Annotated in this window: 21 protein-coding genes; 19 read left to right on the plus strand and 2 right to left on the minus strand. The window is 38.8% G+C overall.

Features of this window, described 5'->3' with window-relative positions; all coding sequences use genetic code 11:
* Positions 1–37: 37 nt before the first annotated feature.
* The 19 genes from crcB to JJN12_RS00970 all read left to right on the plus strand — a co-directional run bounded on the left by crcB (position 38) and on the right by JJN12_RS00970 (position 24,102).
* Positions 38–397 (plus strand): fluoride efflux transporter CrcB, encoded by a 360-nt coding sequence (crcB, locus tag JJN12_RS00880; protein ID WP_208427924.1) that lies wholly within the window; start codon positions 38–40, stop codon positions 395–397.
* 5 nt (positions 398–402) lie between these two features.
* Positions 403–2,442 (plus strand): DNA gyrase/topoisomerase IV subunit B, encoded by a 2,040-nt coding sequence (locus JJN12_RS00885; RefSeq protein WP_208427925.1) that lies wholly within the window; start codon positions 403–405, stop codon positions 2,440–2,442.
* A 160-nt stretch (positions 2,443–2,602) separates the two neighbouring features.
* The gene (locus JJN12_RS00890; protein WP_208427926.1) at positions 2,603–4,840 is read left to right on the plus strand and encodes a DNA gyrase/topoisomerase IV subunit A; all 2,238 of its coding nucleotides are present in this window, start codon (positions 2,603–2,605) and stop codon (positions 4,838–4,840) included.
* 60 nt (positions 4,841–4,900) lie between these two features.
* The gene (gene pepT, locus JJN12_RS00895; RefSeq protein ID WP_208427927.1) at positions 4,901–6,124 is read left to right on the plus strand and encodes a peptidase T; all 1,224 of its coding nucleotides are present in this window, start codon (positions 4,901–4,903) and stop codon (positions 6,122–6,124) included.
* Positions 6,125–6,634: 510 nt separating this feature from the next.
* A complete protein-coding gene (locus JJN12_RS00900; RefSeq protein WP_208427928.1) occupies positions 6,635–9,490 on the plus strand; it encodes a DUF6240 domain-containing protein in 2,856 nt (951 codons plus the stop codon).
* Between the two features lie 16 nt (positions 9,491–9,506).
* Positions 9,507–11,021: a flagellin N-terminal helical domain-containing protein gene (locus JJN12_RS00905; RefSeq protein ID WP_208427929.1), complete on the plus strand. Its 1,515-nt coding sequence runs from the start codon at positions 9,507–9,509 to the stop codon at positions 11,019–11,021.
* Positions 11,022–11,036: 15 nt separating this feature from the next.
* Complete coding sequence (locus tag JJN12_RS00910) at positions 11,037–11,519, plus strand: flagellar export chaperone FliS (RefSeq protein WP_208427930.1); 483 nt, start codon at positions 11,037–11,039, stop codon at positions 11,517–11,519.
* Positions 11,520–11,656: 137 nt separating this feature from the next.
* Positions 11,657–12,877: a hypothetical protein gene (locus tag JJN12_RS14435; RefSeq protein ID WP_208427931.1), complete on the plus strand. Its 1,221-nt coding sequence runs from the start codon at positions 11,657–11,659 to the stop codon at positions 12,875–12,877.
* A 69-nt stretch (positions 12,878–12,946) separates the two neighbouring features.
* Positions 12,947–15,007: a methionine--tRNA ligase gene (metG, locus tag JJN12_RS00920; RefSeq protein ID WP_208427932.1), complete on the plus strand. Its 2,061-nt coding sequence runs from the start codon at positions 12,947–12,949 to the stop codon at positions 15,005–15,007.
* A 12-nt stretch (positions 15,008–15,019) separates the two neighbouring features.
* Positions 15,020–15,895 (plus strand): 16S rRNA (adenine(1518)-N(6)/adenine(1519)-N(6))-dimethyltransferase RsmA, encoded by an 876-nt coding sequence (gene rsmA / locus JJN12_RS00925; protein WP_208427933.1) that lies wholly within the window; start codon positions 15,020–15,022, stop codon positions 15,893–15,895.
* Positions 15,896–15,994: 99 nt separating this feature from the next.
* Positions 15,995–16,462 carry a rhodanese-like domain-containing protein gene (locus tag JJN12_RS00930; protein ID WP_208427934.1) on the plus strand — a complete coding sequence of 156 codons (468 nt, stop codon included), beginning with the start codon at positions 15,995–15,997 and terminating at the stop codon, positions 16,460–16,462.
* Between the two features lie 21 nt (positions 16,463–16,483).
* Positions 16,484–17,308 carry a TatD family hydrolase gene (locus tag JJN12_RS00935; RefSeq protein WP_236013611.1) on the plus strand — a complete coding sequence of 275 codons (825 nt, stop codon included), beginning with the start codon at positions 16,484–16,486 and terminating at the stop codon, positions 17,306–17,308.
* Positions 17,292–17,624, plus strand: coding sequence for an Ig-like domain-containing protein (locus JJN12_RS00940; protein WP_208427935.1), 333 nt, complete (start codon positions 17,292–17,294; stop codon positions 17,622–17,624). The genes JJN12_RS00935 and JJN12_RS00940 overlap by 17 nt, the downstream gene beginning before the upstream one ends.
* A gap of 292 nt (positions 17,625–17,916) precedes the next feature.
* Positions 17,917–18,858: a DDE-type integrase/transposase/recombinase gene (locus tag JJN12_RS00945; RefSeq protein WP_208427936.1), complete on the plus strand. Its 942-nt coding sequence runs from the start codon at positions 17,917–17,919 to the stop codon at positions 18,856–18,858.
* A gap of 97 nt (positions 18,859–18,955) precedes the next feature.
* Positions 18,956–20,434: an Lsa family ABC-F type ribosomal protection protein gene (locus JJN12_RS00950; RefSeq protein ID WP_208427937.1), complete on the plus strand. Its 1,479-nt coding sequence runs from the start codon at positions 18,956–18,958 to the stop codon at positions 20,432–20,434.
* Between the two features lie 107 nt (positions 20,435–20,541).
* Complete coding sequence (locus JJN12_RS00955; protein ID WP_049474988.1) at positions 20,542–20,862, plus strand: DUF3847 domain-containing protein; 321 nt, start codon at positions 20,542–20,544, stop codon at positions 20,860–20,862.
* Between the two features lie 239 nt (positions 20,863–21,101).
* On the plus strand, positions 21,102–22,586 hold the full coding sequence (gene mobQ, locus JJN12_RS00960) for a MobQ family relaxase (protein ID WP_208427938.1): 1,485 nt from the start codon (positions 21,102–21,104) through the stop codon (positions 22,584–22,586).
* Positions 22,587–22,667: 81 nt separating this feature from the next.
* Positions 22,668–23,720 carry a DMT family transporter gene (locus JJN12_RS00965; protein WP_208427939.1) on the plus strand — a complete coding sequence of 351 codons (1,053 nt, stop codon included), beginning with the start codon at positions 22,668–22,670 and terminating at the stop codon, positions 23,718–23,720.
* A 217-nt stretch (positions 23,721–23,937) separates the two neighbouring features.
* Complete coding sequence (locus tag JJN12_RS00970) at positions 23,938–24,102, plus strand: transposon-encoded TnpW family protein (protein WP_208427940.1); 165 nt, start codon at positions 23,938–23,940, stop codon at positions 24,100–24,102.
* A 113-nt stretch (positions 24,103–24,215) separates the two neighbouring features.
* Here the strand turns inward: JJN12_RS00970 and JJN12_RS00975 are convergent, their stop codons facing one another.
* Complete coding sequence (locus tag JJN12_RS00975) at positions 24,216–24,788, minus strand: GNAT family N-acetyltransferase (RefSeq protein ID WP_208427941.1); 573 nt, start codon at positions 24,786–24,788, stop codon at positions 24,216–24,218.
* A gap of 2 nt (positions 24,789–24,790) precedes the next feature.
* Positions 24,791–25,105: a hypothetical protein gene (locus JJN12_RS00980; RefSeq protein WP_208427942.1), complete on the minus strand. Its 315-nt coding sequence runs from the start codon at positions 25,103–25,105 to the stop codon at positions 24,791–24,793.
* Positions 25,106–25,217 lie beyond the last annotated feature (112 nt).

Here is a 25,217-nt window from a genome sequence, read left to right on the forward strand (position 1 = left end):
CCAACGAATGTTGTGCTTAACAAGGGAGGTATGAAGAATGTTTATAAAATGTCTGTCAGTTGGAATAGGGGGATTTCTTGGCTCGGTACTTAGGTATCTACTGTCCGTAATTCCTATAAAGCAAATAAATTACCCGGTAAATACGCTTTTTACCAATATAATCGGAGCCATAATCATAGGCGCAGTTGTATCCTATGCGGATAGGACAGGAATGTCTCCTTTGAAGCTAATGCTTCTAAAGACAGGGTTTTGTGGAGGGCTCACCACATTTTCAACATTTTCGCTTGAAACCTTTAACCTGATTGAAAAGGGAAACCTGCTGCTTGCAGGAAGTTATATAGTTTTATCTGTAGCCTGCAGTATAGCGGGAGTATATATTGGACTTAAGATAGGATGAGAGTTATGAATGGAAATTATGATGGAAGTCAGATAGTAGTACTTGAAGGGCTTGAGGCTGTTAGAAAACGCCCGGGTATGTATATAGGAAGCACAGGTACAAGAGGCCTCCACCACCTTATATGGGAGATTCTTGACAATGGTATAGATGAGCATCTTGCGGGCTTTTGCTCCCGGATTGATGTTACACTAAGAAGTGATGGCGGCATAACCATAAGGGACTATGGAAGAGGTGTGCCTGTAGACATTCACCCAACCAAGAAAATACCCACAGAGCGTGTGGTATATACCATTCTTCACGCAGGAGGCAAGTTCTCTGGAGGAGCGTACAAGGTATCGGGAGGACTGCACGGAGTAGGTGCCTCTGTGGTAAATGCTCTTTCGACCAAGATGATAGTTGAGATTAGAAGAGATGGCAATGTTTATATAGATGAGTACGAAAATGGAGGACATCCTGTAACAAAGTTAGTTAAGGGTGAGCTTCCGGTGGTAGGAACCTGCAAGAAGTCAGATACAGGTACAAGCGTAACCTTTTACCCTGATGATACTATATTTGAAACTGTCGAATTTAAGGCTGACATCATAAAGAAAAAGCTAAAAGAAACAGCTTTTTTAAATAAGGGACTTAAAATCAACTTTGTTGATGAAAATACAGGCGAGGAGAAGTCATACGAAGAAAAAGACGGTATCAAAAGCTATGTCAAATACATCAACCGTGAGGCAGAGGTTATCAATGATGAAGTTGTCTATGTGGAGGGAGAGTCCGGAGATATAGAGGTTGAGGCTGCCTTCCAGTATACCAATGGCTTCTCTGAACAGATAAATGCCTACTGTAACCGTATCAATGTAATAGACGGAGGAACCCTCGTAACGGGCTTTAAGACTGCACTTACAAGGGTTATGAATCAGTATGCAAGAGAACTTGGCTACCTCAAGGGAAAGGATGATAACTTTGACGGAAAGGACATTCGTAACGGTATAGTGGCGATTATTTCAATCAAGCATCCCGACCCTCAGTTTGAAGGACAGACCAAGACAAAGCTTGGCAATACCGATGCCAAGACTGCGGTTGAAGAGGTGGTTTCAAAGGAAATAGTCAGATATTTTGATAAAAACATAGAGGTGCTTAAGTCTATTCTTGACCTTGCACAGAAGTCCTACAGTGCAAGAACGGCAAGCGATAAGGCGAGAAATGCAGTGCTTAAGAGCCTTAATGACTTTGATGTAAAGAGCAAGCTTGCTTCCTGTTCATCAAAGAATGCGGCTGAATGTGAGATTTATCTCGTGGAGGGAGACTCTGCAGGAGGTACGGTAAAGACTGCAAGAAACCGTAAAACTCAGGCGGTGCTTCCGCTTCGAGGCAAGATACTCAATGTGGAGAAGGCTGCACTTGAGAAAATACTTGTAAATAATGAGATAAAGTCGATGATAGCAACCTTTGGCTGTGGCATCGGAGATGATTTTGACATATCAAAGCTTCGTTATGACAAGATTATAATACTAACTGATGCGGATGTGGACGGGGCTCATATAAGTACCCTACTGCTTACATTTTTCTATAGATTTATGCCTGATCTTATAAAAGAAGGCAAGATATACAGAGGACTTCCACCTTTATACAAGGTTGACTATGAGGAGAACGGTGCTGAGGTTACCAGTGTGCCTGAGAAGAAGCTTGAGGAAGGGCAGCTTGATATCTTTCAGCTTGGAGTCGGAGAAAAGCCTGAAGTTAAGCAGGGGAGGGCTAAGTCAGGAAAGAAGAGGAAGAAGTCAGAGTATATCTTCAATGACTATGAGCTTGAGAAATTCAGGAAGAATAAAAACCGCAAAATCCTTGAGATACAGCGCTACAAAGGACTTGGTGAGATGGATGCGAGTCAGCTTTGGGAGACAACCCTTAATCCAAAGACCAGGTCGCTTGCAAGAATAGATATAAGCGATACTGTTGAGGCTGACGAGGTTACAAGCTTACTTATGAGTAGCGTAGTACCGCCAAGACGGGAATTTATAATGAATGAAGCTAAATATGCGAAGGTGGATGTGTAGATAAGGGTTAGATTTTTTGAAGTATTATCATAGATATCTGGTTATATTTGAGCATATAAGCGCAAACTTTCGGTATTGGCGGATTATAGTCAAAGGAACAGAAAGTTTGACAATTAGGGTTGTGGACAAATTTTTGATTGATTTATAGGAAGTGAGAGGTATGGTAACAGAGGAAAATATTATTATTCAGGACTTTTCTGAGGAAATGAAGAATTCCTACAGAGATTATTCTGTAAGCGTAATTATATCAAGAGCTCTGCCTGATGTAAGAGACGGACTTAAGCCTGTTCAGCGTAGAATCCTTTATGCAATGAATGAACTGGGACTTGCTCCTGACAAGCAGCATAGAAAGTCTGCCCGTATAGTCGGTGATACCATGGGTAAGTACCACCCACATGGTGACTCTTCCATCTACGATGCCCTTGTGCATATGGCTGAAGAATGGTCTATGTCAGTGCCTTTGGTTGACGGACACGGAAACTTTGGCTCCATAGACGGAGACTCTGCGGCGGCTATGCGTTATACTGAGGCAAGGCTTTCAAAAGGAGCTATGAACCTGCTTACAGGACTTGACAGAAACCTTGTTGACTTTGTACCAAACTTTGACGAGAGAGAAAAAGAGCCTGTCATACTTCCTGCCAAGCTCCCGTTTCTTCTAATCAACGGAACTACAGGTATAGCTGTAGGTATGGCTACCAATATACCCCCTCACAATCCGGGAGAGATAATAAAGGGGGCTATAGCCCTCCTTGACAATCCTGAGCTTAGCACTGAAAAGTTAATGAAATACATACCTGGACCTGATTTCCCAACAGGTGGAATAATTTCAAATGCAGATGAAATAGCAGGAATATATGAAAACGGTGAAGGCAGGCTCCGTGTAAGAGGAAAGTATGTAATTGAAGACGGAGATAATGGAAAGAAAAATATAGTATTCACAGAGATTCCGTTTACTTCCACCGGCAATAAGTCAAGGCTTGTGGAAAGCCTTGTAAACCTTATGAAGGATAAGGTGTTTGACGAAATTGCGGATGTGAGGGATGAGTCCTCAGCAGATGTCCGTATAGTAGTTGAGGTAAAGAAGGGAAGAAATGTAGAAAACCTCTTAAACGGCATTTTCAAGAAGACTCCTTTGGAAGATACATATTCCGTAAATATGCTTGCAGTAAGGGATAAGCAGCCTAAGATATTCTCTCTTAAGGGGATATTAGAGGAGTTCCTTAGCTTTGAAGAGGAGCTATATACCAAGGAATATACTCATTTACTGGAAAAGGCAAGGGCTAGAGCAGAGGTCGTAGACGGACTCATCAAGGCAGTAGATGTAATCGACCTTATTATAGAGGTGCTAAGGGGTTCTGAGTCTATAAAGCAGGCAAAGGACTGCCTTGTAAACGGCAATATAGCTGAGATTAAATTCAAGTCCGAGGCATCTAAGAAGGAGGCAAAGGGCTTTGACTTTACTGAGGCACAGGCTGATGCCATCCTTGCTATGCCTCTTAGCAGGCTCATTGGACTTGAGGTCTTAAAGCTTACTTCCGAGGCAGAAAACCTGAAAAACAATATAGATGAGTATAACAAGATATTATCAGATAAAAGCGAACTTCATAAGGTGATAAAGACCGATTTGAAGGCAAATGTTAAGAACTTTGACAGACCTAGAAGGACGGAGCTTTTGAATGAAGAAAAGCAGGTCTATGTTGAAGAAGTAAAAGAAGAAGATGTATATGTGCTTATAGACCGCTTTGGATATGCTAAGAGTGTGGATGTGTCAGGCATTTCAAAGGCTAATGAAGAGGCTCTTAATGAGTATCCGACACAGATACTTATGAGAAACACAGACAGGCTATGCATATTTACTGCAAGTGGCAATATGCATCAGGTGAAAGTAAAGGATATACCAAAGGTAAGGCTTAGGGATAAGGGGACTCTGGTACATAATATCTCGAAGGTGGGTAAGGAAGAGATTATTCTCTACACCTCATTTGCAGTGCTTTATGAATCAATGGTTTTCTTTGCTACTAAGAAGGGATTTGTAAAGCTGGTTTCAGGAGTTGAATTTGACACAAACCGATCCGTGATGCTTGCTACCAAGCTAGAAGAGGATGATGAGCTACTTAGCGTAAGAGTGCTAAGTGCAGCGGAAATACTCTCACACGACCTTAGAGTCTATATGCTTACGAAGAAGAAAATAGGCCTTTCCTATCTTCTTGATGAAGTGGTTGAAATGAAGAAGAGCGGCAGGGGAGTTAAGGGAATAAGCCTTGCTGCTGATGATGAGGTTAAGGCTGTGGCTGTAGAAGTCAGTGCGGTTACAGAAGTAGAATTTGATGGAGACAGCTATAAGACGAGCAAATTTAAACTAAAGAAGAGGGCAGCCAAGGGAGATAAAATTAAATAAGACATTTATAATTCTAAGCGTGACCATATACGTAACTATATAAAGGAAAAGGAGAAGACCATGAAAACAGTTAAAGACAGGTTCTTAAAATATGTATCATTTGATACTCAGTCACAGGATGGGGTTGACGAGGTTCCAAGTACAGCGAAACAGCTTGAACTGGCAAAGTTCTTAGTCGAGGAGCTTACTGAGCTTGGACTTAGCGAGGTGGAGCTTTTAGACCATGGCTATGTATTTGCGACACTTCCAGCTACTACAGATAGAGATCTGCCTGTGCTTGGTTTTATTGCACATATGGATACAAGTGATGCTATCTCAGGCGCCAATATAAGGCCTCGTGAAATAGAAAACTATGACGGCGGGGACATAGTGTTAAATGAAGCACTAAATGTGGTGATGAAGGTAAGCGACTTCCCTACTCTTCCTGAATTTAAGGGTGAAACCCTCATAGTTACAGACGGGACTACACTTTTAGGTGCTGATGATAAGGCAGGTATAGCCGAGATTATCAGTATGGTGGCTTATTTTAAGGAACATCCTGAAATAGAGCATGGTAAAATCAGAATAGGCTTCACCCCTGATGAAGAGGTAGGAAATGGAACCAAGTACTTTGATGTAGATAAATTCGGCGCTGACTATGCCTATACGGTAGACGGAGGAAGGCTTGGAGAGCTTGAATACGAGAACTTCAACGCAGCAAGCGGAAGGGTGGTTATAAACGGAGTATCCATCCATCCGGGCTCTGCAAAGTGGAAGATGAAGGATGCCATCAGAATAGCTATGGAATTTCAGGCTATGCTGCCTGTGTATGAAGACCCTTACTGTACAGAGGGCTATGAGGGATTTTTCCATATTACTGAAATTGAAGGAAATACTGAGAAAACTAAGTTAAACTATATTATCCGTGACCATGATGCGGATAAATTTGAGGCTAAAAAAGCGTTATTTGCAAAGGTGGGAGAATTCATCAATGCAAAATACGGTGAGGGTACAGCAGATGTTACAATCACAGATTCTTACCACAATATGAAAGAAATGGTTGAGCCTAATATGCATCTTGTAGAAAATGCTAAGAAGGCTATGATAGAGCTTGGAATTGAGCCAAGAGTAGAACCAATCAGAGGAGGTACTGATGGAGCCTCGCTTTCATACATGGGACTTCCTTGCCCTAATATCTGTACAGGTGGAATGAATTACCATGGCAAGTATGAGTATGTTTCTGTTGATGCTATGTTTAAGATAGTGGAACTATTAAAGAAACTTGTGCTTATATATGCTGAATAATACGATGTAGGTGTCAAAAGATGATGAATTTTCTTACAAGCAAGCCCCAATCGAATTTTTATACTTTTGACACTTGTATCATAATATTAGTCTAATTATAAATTGTGCAAAATATAAATTTATTATGTCAATTAAATATATTTTATTGACATTATGCACAAATGGTGCTAGAATAATACTGTCGACAGGAGAGAGTAGGAAGACGAACTGGCTTCGTAGCGGAATGGAATTGGACATTTGGGGATGTCATTCTGGGGTACTCGATAGAAAAAAGATAACGATACACGCATATTACGTATGTAGATGCCTTGTGTTGCTATCTTTTTTCTTTTTTAGGAGGTAATTTTATATTCACCTTTATTATCAGGCTTAATAAAATACATAGATTTGCCGACATAAATGTTATAAGTATTGTGGAACAACTAAGATATGCAGTGGCGGGAGCTGCCGTCAAAGCAGCATATCACAGGTGTTGCGGTTAATATAGGTTAACATTATGACGAGGTGTCTATGCAGATAAACAGTGTAAAAGATAGTACAAAGGTACTTGAGACGGGACTTAAAGATATCGATAAAGATGTTCAAGTACAGGAACCTATTTACGAAAAGATAAGCCTTGGAGAGGCATCCAATAAGAACATAAGAACAAAGACTCTAACATATGGTGATACAGTCAATAAGCTAAAAGAAGAAGACAGAGAGCTTAATAAGTTCAAGGAAAAGGCTGATAAAGCTGTAGAAACCCTTGAATACAATACCAAAAGTCTTTCTCCTGATGTGATTAAGGAGCTTGAGGACGAGGGAGTATCCGCTAAGGACTCCGATGCGGATTTGGTAAAGAAGAGTATTGAAAATATAGTTCAAAACAGAGAAATACGCAGGGAAAACCTCGCTAAGCAGGCAGAAAAGCTTAGTGAAGCTGCGGACGATATAAAGGAAATATCCTATTCTGCAATTGGCGATTCTACCTTAGCAAAGCAACTTGAAAACTCTGGGATGGCAGTAACAAGGGAGAATATGGACAAACTCTCTTCTGCGGTGAACTTTGCAAAAGAGGTGGTATCCAATATAAATGAGCCTACCATAAGCCGTATGGTGGAGGCGGACTTGCCTGAGACCATTGCAAACATCTACAAAATGGAGCATATGGAGTCATACAGCGAGGTTAGTGTAAATGCGGAGATTGAAGAAACTTGGGAAAAGGTATCTGACCAGGCGGTAAGCTTACTTGAAAATAAGGGTGTAACTGCAGATGGTGAAAGCCTTGAGGCAGCGAAATGGCTATTTACCAAGGGAATGGAAATCACTCCCGCCAGTGTAGCTAAGTACCTAAGTCTTAGTGAGCTTAAAAAAGAAGCCAGAAGTGAAAAGGGATTTAATAACCTTGCTTCTAAGATTGCAAATGGCCTTTCTGAGGGGAAGGCAACTCCTGATGTCATAGTTGGTAATGCAAACAACAGGCAGGCAGGCTATGTGGTTAATTATTTCAGACGTACCACAGAGATAACAATTACTGAGGTTACAAAGAGAAGAAGCCTTGAAGAAATAAGGCTTAAGCTTACTGAGGAATCAGCAGTAAATATGCTAAATAAAGGCATTAAAATAGATGTGACCGACCTAAAGGGACTTGTTGACAATCTTAGAAAAGAAGAGGAAAGCTATTTTAAGGGCTTACTTGACGGCGCTAAGCCTCTCGGTAATACTACTGAAAGAGCAGGTAAGATAGAAAACAGCACAAATCAGATAGAGCTTTTAAGAAGCGTGGTGTCTATACGCTCTTATGCAATTACGAAAGAATACAGCCAAGACTATAAGATAGGTGCAGTATCCGAAACCTTCAGGCAGGAGACAAAGATTACACTTGCTTCATATCACGAGGCTGGTATCGCTTATGAGAAGGGCGCAACAGAGATTAGGTCAGACCTTGGAGACAATATTCGCAAGGCATTTGGTAATATTGATGAGGTTTTAAAGGATAACGGTTTGGAACTTTCAGACGCTAACAGAAAGGCTGTAAGGCTTTTAGCTTATAATAAGGCAGAGGTGACTGTTGAGTCTGTTACTAAGATGAAGTCTGCCGCGGTTCTTACAGAGACAGCGCTAAAGGAATTAAAGCCTGCTACTGTTGCAAGCCTCATAAAATCGGGCACCAATCCGCTTGATATGGATATGGAAGAGCTTCTTAAGGCTGCAAAGGAGATAAATGAACAGGTTATTCCGAGTGATGAAAAGTATAGCAGATACTTATATAATCTCGAAAGAAGCGGTGAAGTAAGCGAGACTGAAAGGGAGGCTTATATAGGCATATACCGCCTCCTTAACCAGATTGAAAAGGGTGATGATGCGGCGGTAGGAAGTGTGAGTCTAACCAATCAGAGCCTTACACTTAGAAATATGCTATCAGCCGTAAGAACAAGGAAGCTTGGAGGCTTTAATGAGAAGGTAGATGATAATTTCGGTGAGCTTACCAACGTACTTGGCGGAGCTGACAAGATAGACAATCAGATAGATAGGGCTTATGCAAAGCTTCTTGCAGGAGAGCTTAAGGAGAGCCTTAGTGAAGTAGGTGAAGAGTATTACAAAGAGAAGGAAGCAGAAATAGCTAGAGAAATACAGTCTACTGATGTAGAAAAGCTAATAGATGAGGGAGCTGAGCTTACATTTTCAAATGTGCTTGCCCAGTCAGATATAGCAAAGGGAAGAAAGAGCCTCCTTGGCGTAGTCCGTGAAATGACCCGAGGAGAGAAAAGGGAGGTAAATGACCTTGCCGAGAAGTTCATAGACGAGTTTGATGGAGACCGTTTTGCCGCAGAAAATGAAAAGGCTATTACTGATGCACTCAGCAAAAAGGTTGCCAAGATGATGGAATCGTCTGAAATGAGGTACGACAGCCTTAAAGGACTGATGGCGGTTAAGAAGACCATTACTCTATCAGTAAAAAGAGAAGAGACTAAGACCTATGACATTCCTTTCATCTATGATGAGGACAAACTTGCGGATCTCTCTCTTACAGTAAGAAAGGGTAAGGCTGAGGTGGATAAGGGCAAGGTAGGAATTATCTTAACCACCGACAATGAGACAGTGACTTCAGAGTTTAGGATAGTAAGTGAAAGGGTAATGGGTTATTTTAAGACTGAATCAAGGGAGAGCCTTGACAACCTAAAGACCAATGAAGACGTGCTTAAGAGCGCACTTGCAGACCTTGATATGGAAATTGGAGAAATTTCTTATCATCTGGGTGCATCCTCTTCACAAATTACAAATTCTGACGATATATATAGTGATAATGTTAAAACAGCTGATATTTACAGAACTGCAAAGGTGGTAGCAACACATTTACTTAAGGTTCTTGGTATCAGAGGCTAGAGAATGAGGTTTTAAAATGAGAATAAACAATAATATTTCAGCACTTAGAGCAAATACCAATCTTAGCAGGGTTGACAGAAGACTTGATAAAAGCACCCAGAAGCTTTCATCAGGCCAAAAGATAAACCACGCGGCAGACGATGCGGCAGGCTTTTCTATATCAAAGAGAATGCGTACCCAGATTCATTCATTGGAGAGAGCTTCCCAGAACGCAGCAGATGGTATCTCGGTTATTCAGACAGCAGAGGGAGCACTTAATGAAGTAAGTGCCATACTCGTTCGTGTTAAAGAACTGACAGTTCAGTCTGCCAACGATACCTTCTCAGGTGATGACAGAGATGCTATCCAGAAGGAAGTGGATCAGTTACTTGCTGAGGTAAACAGGATATCCACAGATACGGATTTTAACCAGAATACCCTCCTTAACGGAGAGGTTGGAAGACGCTCTGTAACAAAGAATACAGGAGTAGAGGTAATTCGTTCTACTGAGATAGTACCTGATGGGAAATATAAGCTGACAGTTGAGGAAGATCCTAAAAAGGCAGTGTATACAGGCGGCTCAGTAAATGGTGCGGACTTTGGCGAGAACTCAAAGGTACAGGGAAGAGTCATCATTAACGGTGAAGTAGTAGACATCAAACCGGGCGATTCGGCTGAAACAGTATTAAATAAGCTAAGGACAGGAGCTGAAAGAGCAGGCATCAGCCTTGCAGGCAATGGCGGAGGACCTGATGCAAACGGTGAAGAAGTTTACGGAGGCTACACCGCAGAAGCACTTGATGAAGGGATAGAATTGCTTTTTGTAACAAAAGAGTATGGAAGCAAGGCTAAGATAGATATCAAAATAGAGGGAACTGCCACAAAGGATGAAGACGGCAATACAGTATCAGCAGAGGATAATGCAGATAAGCTTGCTGCTGCACTTGGACTGCCAAGGAAGGTAGATCCTGCACCAAGAGGTAAGGATGCTAAGGTTACACTTGATGAAGGCTTTGAGAAAACAGCTACTGTAAATGTGGACGGAGACAAGGTTGTAATCAAGGACAGAGACGGCTTTGAGCTTGAGCTTAAGGTAAACGACTATACGACAGAGAATGACAAGGGTGGAGAGGTTGAGCTCACAGTATTTGATGCGGGCTACATGACTCTTCAGGTAGGAGCTAACACAGGCGAGAGCTTTGATGTAAGCATTGACAGGATAGATACGGAGACTTTGGGACTTAGCAAAATCAATTTAAGATCAAGCAAGGAGGCTGAAAATGCTATAGAGATGGTTGACAAGGCTATCACAATGGTATCAGCTGAGCGTGCAAAGCTAGGTGCATACCAGAACAGACTTGAACATACCATACTAAGTCTTGATGAAACTACAGAAGATATGACTAGTGCGTTCTCAAGAATAGTGGATACCGACATGGCTGAGGAAATGACCGAATTTACACAGCAGAAGGTGCTTTCACAGGCGGGAACCAGCGTGCTTGCTCAGGCTAATGAGCGCCCTAACACCATACTTACATTGTTACAGAGTTAATTGGAGGTAGCTTAGTTGAAAGCTGAGTCTGTAAAAATATTTACAAGAAGAATAACTTCTGCAAATAAAAGCGAGATTATTGTTATAATATATGATATAATAGAAGAAAATCTCGCTTTGGCAAAAAAGGCACTTGCAGAAGGTGACAGGGAAACATATAGAAATGAGATTAAACAGGCAATTTCCTTTGTGAAGGAATTGCTTGTAAGCCTTGACATGAATTATGAGGTCAGTAAGAATCTTGCAAGCCTATATATTTATGTAAGCAGATGCCTTAACTTTGCACTGGTGAGTGGAAAGAAAGAGGAGATAGAAGCCGCAGAAAAGGTCCTAAGAAAACTTGGTGACAGCTTCAGAGAAGTGGCAAAGACAGATGAGTCTAAGCCTGTTATGGAGAATACCCAAAGAGTATATGCAGGCATTACCTATGGAAGAGGACTTGACCTGGATGAAACTTTGGTAGCTTCTGCTATGGAAAGCAGAGGTTTTCGCGCCTGATTTGTGGTTTGATAAAAACTATGAATAAAAGAAAGATTATATTATTTATTTTCTTTACTTTGTGTTTTACATTTACACTTTTACCTTATAAAGGAGTTCACTTAGAGGCTTCCCAGAAGATGGGGAAGGCTTTTAAAGTGAACTCTTTTTTTGTGGAGCAGGATAGTGAACAGGAAGGTGTGACAAGCGGTGCAATAGTGACTGTTAGCTTCTCTGTTACTGGGGTGGACAAAAAAGACAAGCTTGCCAATACAGTATATTATTCTACTAAAAAAACAGATACTGACTGGATTGAGGTTAAGTTAAAGAGTACAGGTGCAAGTGGAGAAGAAAAGATAAATGTGAGAGTACCTAACTCAGGATATTATTATTTTAAGTTTGTATCCAAGAAAGGTAAAAAATCCACTGAAAAACTAATGGAGTTACCTGCCTATGTGTCGGGAGACAGGTATTTAGCCGGCATAGAGTTTATGAAAGACAGTGGTAAGCAGCCCTTAGTAGAAGGAATAACTGGCAGATATGTGGATGATAAGGCTGAGATAAGTTGGGATGGAGAAGACGATAAAAACTATCTGGTTGGCTTTTATAACAGCGATACCTTAGAGGAGATTTCAAAGAATTATACCAAAGAAAATCCCTTTGTTGCTGAGATACCTGAAGGTATAGAAAATGTATCTTACTATGTGGCAAATATCAATATTAACGGCAACAACGGAGACTTTAAGCTTTATGACCTGCCTGATAGGAAAAAGCCAAATGCCATGGTGAGATTCTCGGTGCAAGAGATATCTAATGAAGATGAAATACCGATAGACGTATTATTTACCGGTAACTGTAAGGTAGATATAAGTGTGAATGGAAAGTCCGAAGCAAGTGATTCAGAGGCGAGCGGAACCTATACCGTGCCGGTATCTGACGGAGATGTGGAGATAGTTGTAAGTGTAACCGATGAGAATGGCAACATAAAGAACTATGCCAAAGAGATGATAATCGACACCGTTAAACCAAAGGTGGTGCTTGATAAGGTCATAGACGGTGCGGTAACCTCTGACAGCAAGATAGAGGTTACGGGTGAGTGTTCCGAAGATGCCACCCTCATTATGAATGGACAGAGAAAAGATGTAAAGAAAGGAAGTTTTAGCTTCACTCAAAGGCTCGCTGTGGGTGAAAATGATATTAAGCTTCAGGCTATTGATGCGGCTGGAAATAAAAGTAATGTCAGAGCAGTAATAACCAGGGAAACCGAGCATAAAAGGAGCAAGAAGGCCACGGCTTTGGTAGGAGGTACGTTTGGAGTTATATTACTTGCTTATATCATTACTTTTAGCGGTTGGATAGCCAAAAAAAGGAAAAATTGATACAGTTGACAAAATGCAGTTAGGAAAGTAGACTTAAAAGGCAAACCTATAAAAAGACAGGAGAAAAAAATGTCAGAGAAAAAACCATATTATATTACAACAGCGATAGCTTATACTTCAGGAAAGCCACATATTGGCAATACCTACGAGATTATTCTTGCAGATGCAATAGCCAGATTTAAGCGTAAAGAAGGCTATGATGTAAGGTTTCAGACAGGAACAGATGAACACGGACAGAAGATAGAGACGAGAGCAATAGAAGCAGGACAGACACCTAAGGAATTTGTAGACAGCGTGGCAGCAGAGGTTAAACGCCTTTGGGACCTTTGCAACACCTCTTACGACCGCTTCATCCGTACTACAGATCCTGACCACGAGAAGCAGGTACAGAAGATATTTAAGAAGCTTTATGATAAGGGTGATATCTACAAGGGTTCTTATAAGGGGATGTACTGCACTGAGTGTGAAGCCTTTTATACCAATGCACAGCTTGTGGACGGAAAATGTCCTGAGTGCCACGGAGATGTGCATCCTGCAGAGGAAGAGGCTTACTTCTTTAAGATGAGTAAGTATGCTGACAGGCTTATTGAACATATCAACAATAACCCTGACTTTATCAGGCCTGTCTCAAGAAAAAATGAGATGATGAACAACTTCCTCATTCCGGGACTTCAGGACCTTTGCGTATCAAGAACCTCATTTACTTGGGGTATACCTGTGGATTTTGACCCTAAGCATGTAGTCTATGTATGGCTTGATGCCCTTTCAAACTATACCACAGGTCTTGGCTATGATGCAGATGGAAACCATGGAGACCTTTATAAGAAATACTGGCCTGCGGACTTACATCTTATAGGTAAGGACATTATCCGTTTCCATACCATATACTGGCCTATCTTCCTTATGGCTCTTGATGAACCTCTTCCTAAGCAGGTGTTCGGTCATCCTTGGCTTTTACAGGGTGGAGAGAAGATGAGTAAGTCTAAGGGAAATGTTATCTATGCGGACGATATGGCCCACCTCTTTGGAGTAGATGCCGTACGCTACTTCGTACTTCACGAAATGCCTTATGAAAATGACGGAGTAATCACTTGGGAGCTCATGGCTGAGCGCTACAACTCTGACCTTGCTAATACACTTGGCAACCTTGTAAGCAGAACAATAGCAATGAGCAATAAGTACTTTAACGGAGAGCTTGAGTCTACAGGAGTAGAAGAACCTGTGGATGCTGAGCTTAAGGAAATTGCCGTAAACTGCCTCCACAAGGTAGTTGACAAGATGAAGGAGCTTCGTGCTGCTGATGCAATTTCTGAGATATTTACCTTATTTAAGCGCTGCAATAAGTATATAGATGAGACTGAGCCTTGGATACTCGCTAAAGAGGAGGATAAGCTGCCTCGCCTGAAAGAGGTGCTTTACAACCTTTCAGAGAGCATAATGATAGGTGCTTCACTTTTATATTCATTCATGCCTGAGACTTCAGAGAAAATAGCTAAGGCATTTAACTCAGAGCTTCGTGAGTTTAGTGAGCTTGATAAGTTCGGGCTGATTAAAAATGGAACAAAGGTAGAAGAAAACCCTTCGATGCTATTTGCAAGAAAGGATGTAAAAGAGGTTCTTGCTGAGACAGAAAAGATTGTGAAGGCTCAGAGGGAAGAATTTATAAAGAGCAGTGAGACCGCAATTAACAACCTGCTTAAGGCAGGAAAGATAAATGAGGCAGAGGCAAAGGAATCTCTTGATAAGCTCTATGGCAGGGAGGCTAAGGCTGAAAGTGCTGAGGCTATCGAACTTGAAGCTAAGCCTGAGATAGAGTTTGATGACTTTATGAAGTGCCAGTTTCAGGTAGGAGAGATTGTTAAATGTGAAGAAGTACCAAAGTCAAAGAAACTGCTTTGTTCACAGGTAAAGGTAGGAAGTAAGACCTTACAGATAGTTTCAGGAATCAGAAAGAACTATGAGGCTAAGGACATGGTTGGCAAGAAAGTGATGGTGCTTACCAATCTTAAGCCTGCTAAACTTGCAGGAGTACTGTCACAGGGAATGCTTCTTTGTGCTGAGGATGCAGAGGGCAATCTTTCACTTATGACACCTGAAAATACTATGCCAAGTGGAGCAGAGATTCGCTAAAGAGGAGATTGAATGGCAGATTTGGGACAGCCACAAAATACAATAGCCATACTTAAAAAGTATGATTTTACCTTTCAGAAAAAATTCGGTCAGAACTTTCTTATAGACACCCATGTACTTGAAAAGATAGTGGATGCGGCAGACATAGGAAAGGATGACCTGGTGCTTGAGATTGGTCCCGGCATAGGTACTGTAACCCAGTATCTATGTGAGGCCGCAAGGCAGGTAATAGCAGTAGAGATAGACAGGCAGCTAATTAAAATTCTAAAAGATACTCTCTCAGCATATGACAATGTAGAGGTGATAAACGAGGATATCTTAAAGGTGGATATAGCTGCCCTGGTAGAGGAGAAGAACAGCGGCAAGCCTATCAAGGTGGTATCAAATCTTCCTTACTACATAACTACCCCTATAATTATGACCTTGCTTGAAAAGAGGGTTCCTGTTACAGATATGACTCTTATGATGCAGGAAGAGGTGGCAAGAAGGATGCAGGCAGTACCCGGGAATAAGGATTATGGTGCACTTTCTCTTGCAGTTCAGTATTATTCTGTGCCTTATATAGCAGCCTTCGTACCGCCAAACTGCTTCATGCCCCGCCCCAATGTAGGTAGTGCGGTAGTCAATCTTAAATGCCACGAAAAACCGCCTGTAGAGGTGAATGATGATGAGCTGATGTTTAAGTTAATTAAAGCCTCCTTTGCACAGAGAAGGAAAACTCTGCAAAATGGGCTTACCAATTCGGCCGAGCTTGACTTTACAAAGGATGAGGTTACAGAGGCTATACTTAAGATGCAGGAAACTCTAGGTATGAAGCAGAATCCTCTTATAAGGGGTGAGACTCTTACACTTAAGGAATTTGCCTGCCTTAGTGATATCCTATCATGATACTACAGAGTGTGAAGTAACCGGACGTGATTATTTCAGACTACGCTAAAGCCTACAAAAGAATTTAGAATTAAAAAACGGATTGAAAGAGAGACTCTAATGAGTAAGACCAAGAAGCCTGTTATAATTATAGTTATACTTACCATTCTACTGATGTCGTCTTTACTTTTTTCTATGAAGCTTCTATCTGAGGCTAAGCCCTTTTACAATATTGTGCTAGGTGCGGATGAGCTTAATACAGGGATTAAAGATGAGAAAGCCATATTAATTGACCTTAGAGATGAGGCAGACTATGAGGCAGGTCATATAGAAAATGCCATAAATATGCCCTTTACAGATAATGGTATAAAAATGCTTGATTATTTGACTAAAAGAGCCGATAAAGATAGTAGGGTATTTCTTATGTGTTATCATGGCAACAGATCCGGTCAGGCATTTAATCTTCTTAGAGATAAAGGTTACACCAACTTAAACTATGTCAAATTTGGCTATGAAGATTATGTAAATGCTATGGGCAGCGGATTTAAGCCTGCTTTGGGCGAGTGTCCATGTAAAAACTACGACTGATAATAGAAATTGGAGACCGAATTGGAATATAAAATATTTGAAACTCACGCTCACTATGATGATGACTGGTATGATGAGGATAGAAAAGAGCTGATAGAAAGCCTGCTCTCGTCTGACATTTCATACATAACCAATATTGGAGCTGATTTTGCGACCAGTGAAAACTCAGTTAAGCTGGCTGAGGAATTTGAGAGAGTTTTTGCAGCAGTTGGAGTACATCCTGATGATGTAGACAGCCTAAAAGACCTGTCTGATGAAGAGGCTCTTAATAGGCTTAGGGAGCTTGCTGCAAGTAAAAAGGTGGTAGCAATAGGTGAAATCGGTCTTGACTACTTTGAAAGAGAAGCAGGGCAGAAAAACGAAGAAGTACGAAAGAGGCAGAAACACTGGTTTATGAAGCAGCTTGAACTTGCAAAAGAGTTGAACAAGCCTGTTGTGATTCATAGCAGGGATGCGGCTCGTGACACTTACAATCTGCTAAAGGATTTCGGCTATAATAAAGGAGTTATCCACTGTTATTCTTATTCGGCTGAGATGGCTGAGAGGTTTGTAAAGCTTGGGTTTTACATAGGAATAGGCGGTGTAGTTACATTTAAGAATGCCAAGAAAACTAAGGAAACAGTTAAAAAAATCGGTTTGGCAAGCATAGTGCTTGAAACGGACTCTCCTTACCTCTCTCCCGTACCTTTTAGAGGAGAAAGGAATAATTCAGGAAACATAAAATATGTAGTAGCTGAAATAGCTGATATATTGGGAGTTTCAATGGATGAAGTCGTAGAAGCAACATTTAAGAATGCGGTCAAACTTTATGAATTGGAGGATAGGGTTTATGGCAAATTATCTTGATATTGAGTCTACATCAGGGCTTGACCAGGCGGTGAGACAGTCACTTAAGTTTAAGACAGGTAACTTTGTGTGGAGAGTGAGATTCAACACACCTCTTGACCCAAGGACAGTAAACAGCAACAATATGTATGTGACCTCTGCTTCAGGTATGCTCAAGGTAAATATAAGCTATGATTCATCCAAAAATGAAGTTCAGATAGAGCCTCTTGAGCCTTATGCAAAGGATGAGGTGTATTCACTTCATATTACAAAAAAGGTTGCATCAAGAGGTCAGAAGAAGCTAAAAGAAGAGATAGAAGTACAGTTTAAGCTGTAATTCAAACGATACAATTCCAAAAGGATTAACCTTTTAAGGACAGAGAAAATAATAAAAACTTGGAAAGGAGGTAATTCTCATGTCAAATACGAAAAGAACAGGACAAACAGCCCTTTATGAGCGCTTAAGTCGTGATGACGAAATGCAAGGAGAAAGCAATTCCATAACCAATCAAAAGCAGCTACTTGATGTAATGTGATAAGACAACTGTTACAGAAATAAATAAAAAAGAGAGATACTTTGATACAATAAGTTTCAACCAAAAAACAAAGTATCAAAAGGAGTATCTCTCATGAAAAGTATAACCGAAGAAATGCGTTTTCGCCAGCGTTTATGTGAATATGCTATTAAGAATGGAGTAACACAAGCAGCAAGACGGTATCATACCAATAGGCAGTTTGTATATCGTCAATTAAAAAAATATGATGGAGATGTACGAAGTCTTGCGTTAAAATCAAGAAAACCGCACAACAACCCAAATGCCCATAATGAGGAAGAACTTGACTTAATTCGGCGTATGCTCAAGCGTAATGGGTTATATGGGCTTGCGGAAGTATATGTCAGATGCAAGAGAAAAGGATACACAAGAAGTTTTGGAAGTATGTGTAAACAAATACGAAAAAGGGGTTATATAAAGCCGAAAATACATCGTAAAAGCTACACAAAGTATGAAAGAATGGATGGTAGATACCCCGGCGATAAAGTACAGGTAGATATTAAATATGTGCCGGAAGAATGCGTAAGATTTCCTAGCTATGGAGATAGATATTATCAAATAACTGCAATAGATGAATATAGCAGAAAAAGGGTGCTTAAAATAGTCAAAGAAAAAAGCACATATGAAACCAGCAAATATTTACTTGAATTAGAAAAGAATATGGGATTTAAAATAAACACAATACAAGTAGATAATGGATATGAATTCGTAAATGACGCAGAAAAGACCAATAGAAAAACAAGATTTCAATTCGTTGCTGAGCATTTGGGAATGAAGATAAAAAGAACAAGACCATATTCACCATGGCAAAATGGGAAAGTAGAACGAAGTCATAGAGAAGATGGGAAAATACTCTATGGCAGAAAAATATTTAGAAGTGAAAAAGAGCTGAAAACGGCTGTAAAAAAGCATATGCAAAGATATAATAGCACAGCTAAGATCAGTCTCAATTTCAAAAGCCCTAATGAAATAGTATCCGAGTATTTCTCAAAGTGTAACATATGTCTTGACAACTAAGAGGCAACTGTCAAGTACCACAGAAAGCTGATATAGAAAAAATGGCTTAAAAATGGTATAATATTAAACAAAATAGGATTGTGAAGGGGGTGTTTTTATGTCGGCAATTAAAATTGAAAATCTCACTTTCTCATATTATGGATATGTAAAACCTATATTTGAAAATGTATCGTTTTCCTTTGATACAAACTGGAAAATAGGATTGATAGGAAGAAATGGAATTGGTAAATCAACTCTATTTAAGTTACTTTTAAATCAAGAAACTTATCAAGGTAAAATAAGCAAGGATGTTGAATTTATTAAATTTCCACCAAATATAAGCGATACTTCAAAATTAGGAATTGAGTTGTATAAAGAACTAATATCAGATGAGGAAGAATGGAAATTATTTAGAGAACTTAATTTGCTAAATGTAGATGAGAACCTTGTTTACAGAGAGTTTGAAACGCTTTCTAAAGGAGAACAAACAAAAATCCTTTTAGCTATTTTGTTTACAAGAGAAGATGGCTTTTTACTTATTGATGAACCAACAAACCATTTAGATATGGACGGAAGAAAAATTGTAAGTGAATATCTGAAAAGTAAAAAAGGATTTTTGCTTATATCTCATGATAGAGATTTTTTAGATGGTTGTATCAATCATGTTATTTCTATTAACAGGAATTCTATTGATGTCCAATCGGGAAATTTTACATCATGGTATGAAAACAAAGTGATGAAAGACCAATTTGAAATTAGTCAAAATGAGAGATTAAGAAAAGATATTAAACGATTAAAAGAGGCTGCAAGACAAAGTCAAATTTGGTCTGATAAAATTGAAAATACTAAAAATGGTGTGAAAGTATCAGGTGTAAAACCAGACAAAGGACATATAGGTCATCAATCAGCCAAGATGATGAAAAAATCTAAGAATTTGGAGAATAGACAAAACAAGGCAATAGAAGAAAAACAGAGTTTACTAAAAGATATTGAAACAAAGGAAAGTTTATTATTGCATCCATTACATCATCATAAAAATCCTCTAATATCGGTTAGCAATTTATCATCATGCTATGGAGAGAGACAGATATTAAGCAATGTAAGTTTCGAGATAAAACAAGGCGATATAGTGGCTATATATGGTCAAAATGGTAGTGGAAAATCAACCTTGATTAAAATTTTATTAGGGTTACATCATGAGTATATTGGTGAAATAAAATCGGCAAGTAATTTAAAAATATCGTATATTCCTCAAGATACATCTAATTTAACAGGTAGCCTAAATGAGTATATTCATAAGCAAGGTGTTGATGAAACATTGTGCAAAACAATTCTTAGGAAATTAGATTTTGTAAGAGAATTATTTGAAATGGATATGAAGAACTATAGCGATGGACAAAAAAAGAAAGTTTTAATTGCTGTAAGTTTATCAAAGCCAGCTCATATATTTGTTTGGGACGAACCACTGAATTATACAGATGTAATATCAAGAATACAGATTGAGGAAATTATAAAAGAAGCAAAGCCTACACTCATATTTGTGGAACACGATAAGCGATTTGTAGAAGATATAGCCAATAAAATCATACAATTATAAATGAAATAAACAATCAAAGTTTAGAAAAAGACTAACACAGAAACAGTAAATCAAAAATGGTTTACTGTTTTTTTGTTGCTCAGATTTTAGAAGAAAGGACAAAGAAAATGAAAAACATAGATGAAAAAATTTTAATGGCAGAAGAAGAAATTAAGCAGTTACAAAACAAGAGAAAAAAACTCATCAGTCAGCAGAAACAGGAAGAAAGAAAAAAGAGAGATAAAAGGCTTTATGAAAAAGGAGCAGTCTTTGAAAGTATCTTTACAGAAAGCAAGGATTTTAGCAAAGACGAATTTTATCAGCTAATCACATTCCAAAATATCAAAGAAGCAGTTAATCAAAAAATTCTAAAAATCATAGAAAAGCGAGAACAAATCGAAAACAAAATTATAGAAACACAAGAGGAAGAAATGAACACAGAGGAATAGTCCCTTGTTTACAAGGGCGCACTTATACACCCTAAAGGGTGTGTGCGTTCTCTGAAGGCTCTTGCAGAGAGCATATCAGCGTTCGCTGATACAGGGGAGCTACACTCCCCTACGGAAATAAATTTCCTACCCCTTGTGTACTTCCCAAAAGAAATCGGATAAAAAGCAATCCGATTTTTTTAGGAAGTCTTATCCATCGCCACCATATCCATATCAGAAAAAGAGAGGAGGTTTTATTTATGGGGATATATCATCTTAGTATAAAGATTATTTCAAGAGGCAAAGGCAAAAGTGCAGTAGCAGCTTCTGCCTATCGAAGTGGCGAAAAGATAAAAAATGAGTATGACGGAGTAGTCCATGACTTTACAAGAAAAGGTGGAATAGCCCATACCGAAATTCTATTACCGCAAAATGCACCTAAAGAATTTTCAAACCGTTCTGTCTTATGGAACAGTGTCGAGAAAATAGAAAAAAGTAAAAATTCACAGCTTGCAAGAGAAATCGAAATCTCCTTACCAAAAGAACTAAATCGAGAAAAACAGATAAATCTTGTACGAGAATATGTAAAAGAAAATTTTGTGAAAGTCGGTATGTGTGCCGATATTGCATTACACGATAAAAATGACGGAAACCCACACGCACATATCCTACTTACTATGCGACCATTAAATGAAGATACAACATGGGGAGCAAAATCAAAAAAGGAATATATCCTTGATGAAAACGGAGAAAAAGTAAAACTCAAAAATTGCAATTACAAAACAAGGAAAATCAATACAACAGATTGGAATGAGCAAGACAAAGCAGAAGAGTGGCGAAAGTCGTGGGCAGACATTACAAACAAATATCTTGAAGAAAACAGCATACAAGAAAAAGTAGACCACCGTTCTTATCAAAGGCAAGGCATAGAACAAATACCGACCATTCATTTAGGAGTATCGGCAAGTCAAATGGAAAAGAAAGGCATAGCCACCGACAGAGGAAATATCAATCGAGAAATCAAACATCAAAACAAGATATTAAGAGAAATTACACGACGAATAAAAGCCTTAATGAGATGGATAAGGAGTTTAACGAAAGATAAAAATAATGATGCGTCAAAAGACAAACAGGACAATATAGCTATACAATCCGATACTCAATCAAAACAAAATGATTTAACAGATATGCTCTCTCATCTCATAGAAGAAAACTCAGATAACCACAATGCAGACTTAGAAAAATATATTGAAAGCTATCAATTCCTTAAAGAAAAAAATATTACATCAATATCCGAATTGAAAGAAAGTATATCAGCATTAAGAGATAAGAAATACAAGACTACAAGAGCCATAAAAGATACCGAAAAGAAAATCAATGACAGAGTACAGCTTATAGACCAAGCAGAGAAATATTTGAAACATAAAGACACATACAAAGCTTATACCAAGTTAAAGAAAAGCAAACAGGAAGATTTTTATAATGAGCATACGGCAGAGATTATTTTATTTGAGAGTGCGAAAAAATATCTGAAAGAACATTTAGGAGAAAGCAAGATCTTAGCTATCAGAAAATGGAAAACGGAAGTTGGTAATATGAAGAAAGAAAAAAAGAGTCTATATAATCAAATATTAGAAATACGAGAAGAAGTAGGGCAAGCTGAAAAAGTTAAGACCTGTATAGAACAGTTAAAGGAACACGAAAAGCGACTATCACAGGGAAAGAGAAACGAGTTAGAACTTTAAAACTTGGCTTAAATATTGTATAATATTATAAATATTGAGTAAAACAAATTAAAATTTACAGAGCAAAGGGGATGATAAATTGTGAATCATAAAATAAAGATTGGTGCGGTTATATTAGCGTTTTTAGCAGCTGTATTTTATGCAATTAATACGCCGGTTTCAAAATTTCTATTGAATAATGTCACACCAACTTTTATGGCGGCTTTTCTTTATCTTGGAGCTGGTGTTGGCGTTGGAATCATGTATTTATTTCACATAAAAAAAGAGGAAAAAGCAGAGAGACTTACAAAGCAGGATTTACCTTATACAATCGGAATGATTGTGTTGGATATAGCTGCCCCTATATTTTTAATGATAGGTATAAAAATGGGAACAGCATCTAATGCGTCACTCCTCGGTAATTTTGAAATTGTGGTGACTACGTTAATGGCGTTGCTTATTTTTAAGGAGCAGGTATCAGGCAAGCTGTGGATTGCAATTGGATTTATTACGCTATCTAGCATTGTTTTGTCATTTGAGGGAAGTGGTAGTTTCCAGTTTTCTACAGGGTCTCTTTTTGTTATACTGGCAACCTGTTGTTGGGGACTTGAGAATAACTGTACAAGAAAGATATCAGATAAAAGTACGTATGAGATTGTTTTGTTAAAAGGCATTTTTTCAGGCGGAGGTTCATTTACTATTGCAATGGTACTTGGTGAAAAGATTCCGGAAATGATATACATTGCCATAGTTATGCTATTGGGATTTGTAGCGTACGGATTAAGTATTTTTCTTTATATAAGAGCACAAAGAAACTTAGGTGCAGCTAAGACAAGTGCTTATTACGCTGTAGCACCATTCATTGGTTCGTTTTTAGCTTTTGTAGTAAATGGGGAGAAACTGGCTGTAGAATATTTTATAGGTTTGGCTCTGATGTTGGTAGGAACAGTATTTGTAGTATATGACACTATGATAAATCATCATCTTCATGGTCATACGCATACGATTGTTCATACACATAACGGTGTGACACATACTCATATGATTACACATGAACATGAGCATAATCATTTTGGAAATGAAGAGGGGCATGGTCACAAACATGAAGACTATATAAATAGTCAGGAACATAAATTGGCTCATATACATGGATGATAACTCCCAGTTTATCGAAATGAAATAATTAAATAGAAACAATAATATAGCAACTTACGAAACAGTAAATCATAAAAGGTTTACTGTTTTTTCTTTGTCTAAAATCGGAAAGGAGAGACAAATAAAAAGTCCACAGTATCTAAATGTATTATGACACAGACAGTAAAAATGGAAAGGAGAGTATGATTTAGCCTATGAGCTAATCATACAAGGACTTATGAAAGAAGAAAAAAGAGAAATACAAGCACCACCCAATAAACAGTTAATAATGGATATTGGAAAGACAAAATATACTGTAAACCTACATTTCAAACAAGGTACAGGAGAAACATACAAGGATAAAATACTGAAGTTAATCAAGAGAGAAACAGAAAAGACATAAATTTGTCAAAGAAATTTTGTTTATGTCCTTGACAAATCTTCCCAAAAGGGACTGCCATAACAGAAAAACTGCTTCGATAAGTGTTTGGTTATGAAAACTACTTATCTTAAGCTTTACATCTGCTGTGACAGTCCCTTTAATTCTCCCTCTAATAAGGAATACTGAAAACAGTCCTTCCAGTCTCCGTTTATCAGGGCAAATTCCCTGCTAACTCCCTCCTTTGTAAAGCCAAGCTTTTCTACAAGCCTTACGGAGGGGAGGTTGTCTACTGCAATAAGAGCCTCTACCCTGTGCAGCTTTTCATCTGTGAACATAGAGGAGATAGCGCAGTGTGCAGCTTCTTTGGTTAGCCCAAGCCCTGAAAAATTCTCATCTATCTTATAGCCTATCTGGCAGGATTTGAAAGCACCTCTTTTTATATCCTGAAAATTAACGCCGCCAATTATCCTCTCAGGCGAGTTCTTAAAAGAAAACCAGTATCTTACACTGTTTCCGAGGAGCATATTCTTCATATCAGCCTTCATAAACATTTCCATTGCCTCTAAGGAAAGGAATTTATCGTTTAGATTTGGTTCCCATTTGGATAGATAATCGTAATTCCTCTTATAAAAATCACATACATTAGGAGCATAATCTTCGCTAAGTGCCCTTAGGATGAGACCTCTGCTTTCCAGTTCAAATCTCATAATTATTTTTCATCCAATATCTTGATGCCAAAGCTTGCTGTCTTAGCCTCTTTTACATTCAAGAAACTTCCCTTAACAACTCTGTATACATTTCCCCCTGTAACTTCAACAATGTTGGTAGATGCCGCTATTGATTTTTCAAGCATTTTAAGGAAGTTATCGTAGGTAGACCTATCCATAGGCAAGAGATAATCATGCCTTATATGCTCTGTTGAGAGGACAGCAAAGCCTATCTTGTTAAATCTTATTCCCTGAAAGAGGCAGATTTCGGTTGATTCGGTATTTCCTTCTGCAAAACAGTTAAATTTTATAAACATGTGTTTATCCCCCTGATGGTTTATATTATTTCTAGGAAATTGTTCGCAATCCACATATTTCTTAAAATGGATGTTTGCTCACATATCATTAGCTTAATTATACAACAAAAGA

It is taken from the genome of Catonella massiliensis, from assembly GCF_016651435.1.
Taxonomy (GTDB): Bacteria; Bacillota; Clostridia; order Lachnospirales; family Lachnospiraceae; genus Catonella; species Catonella massiliensis.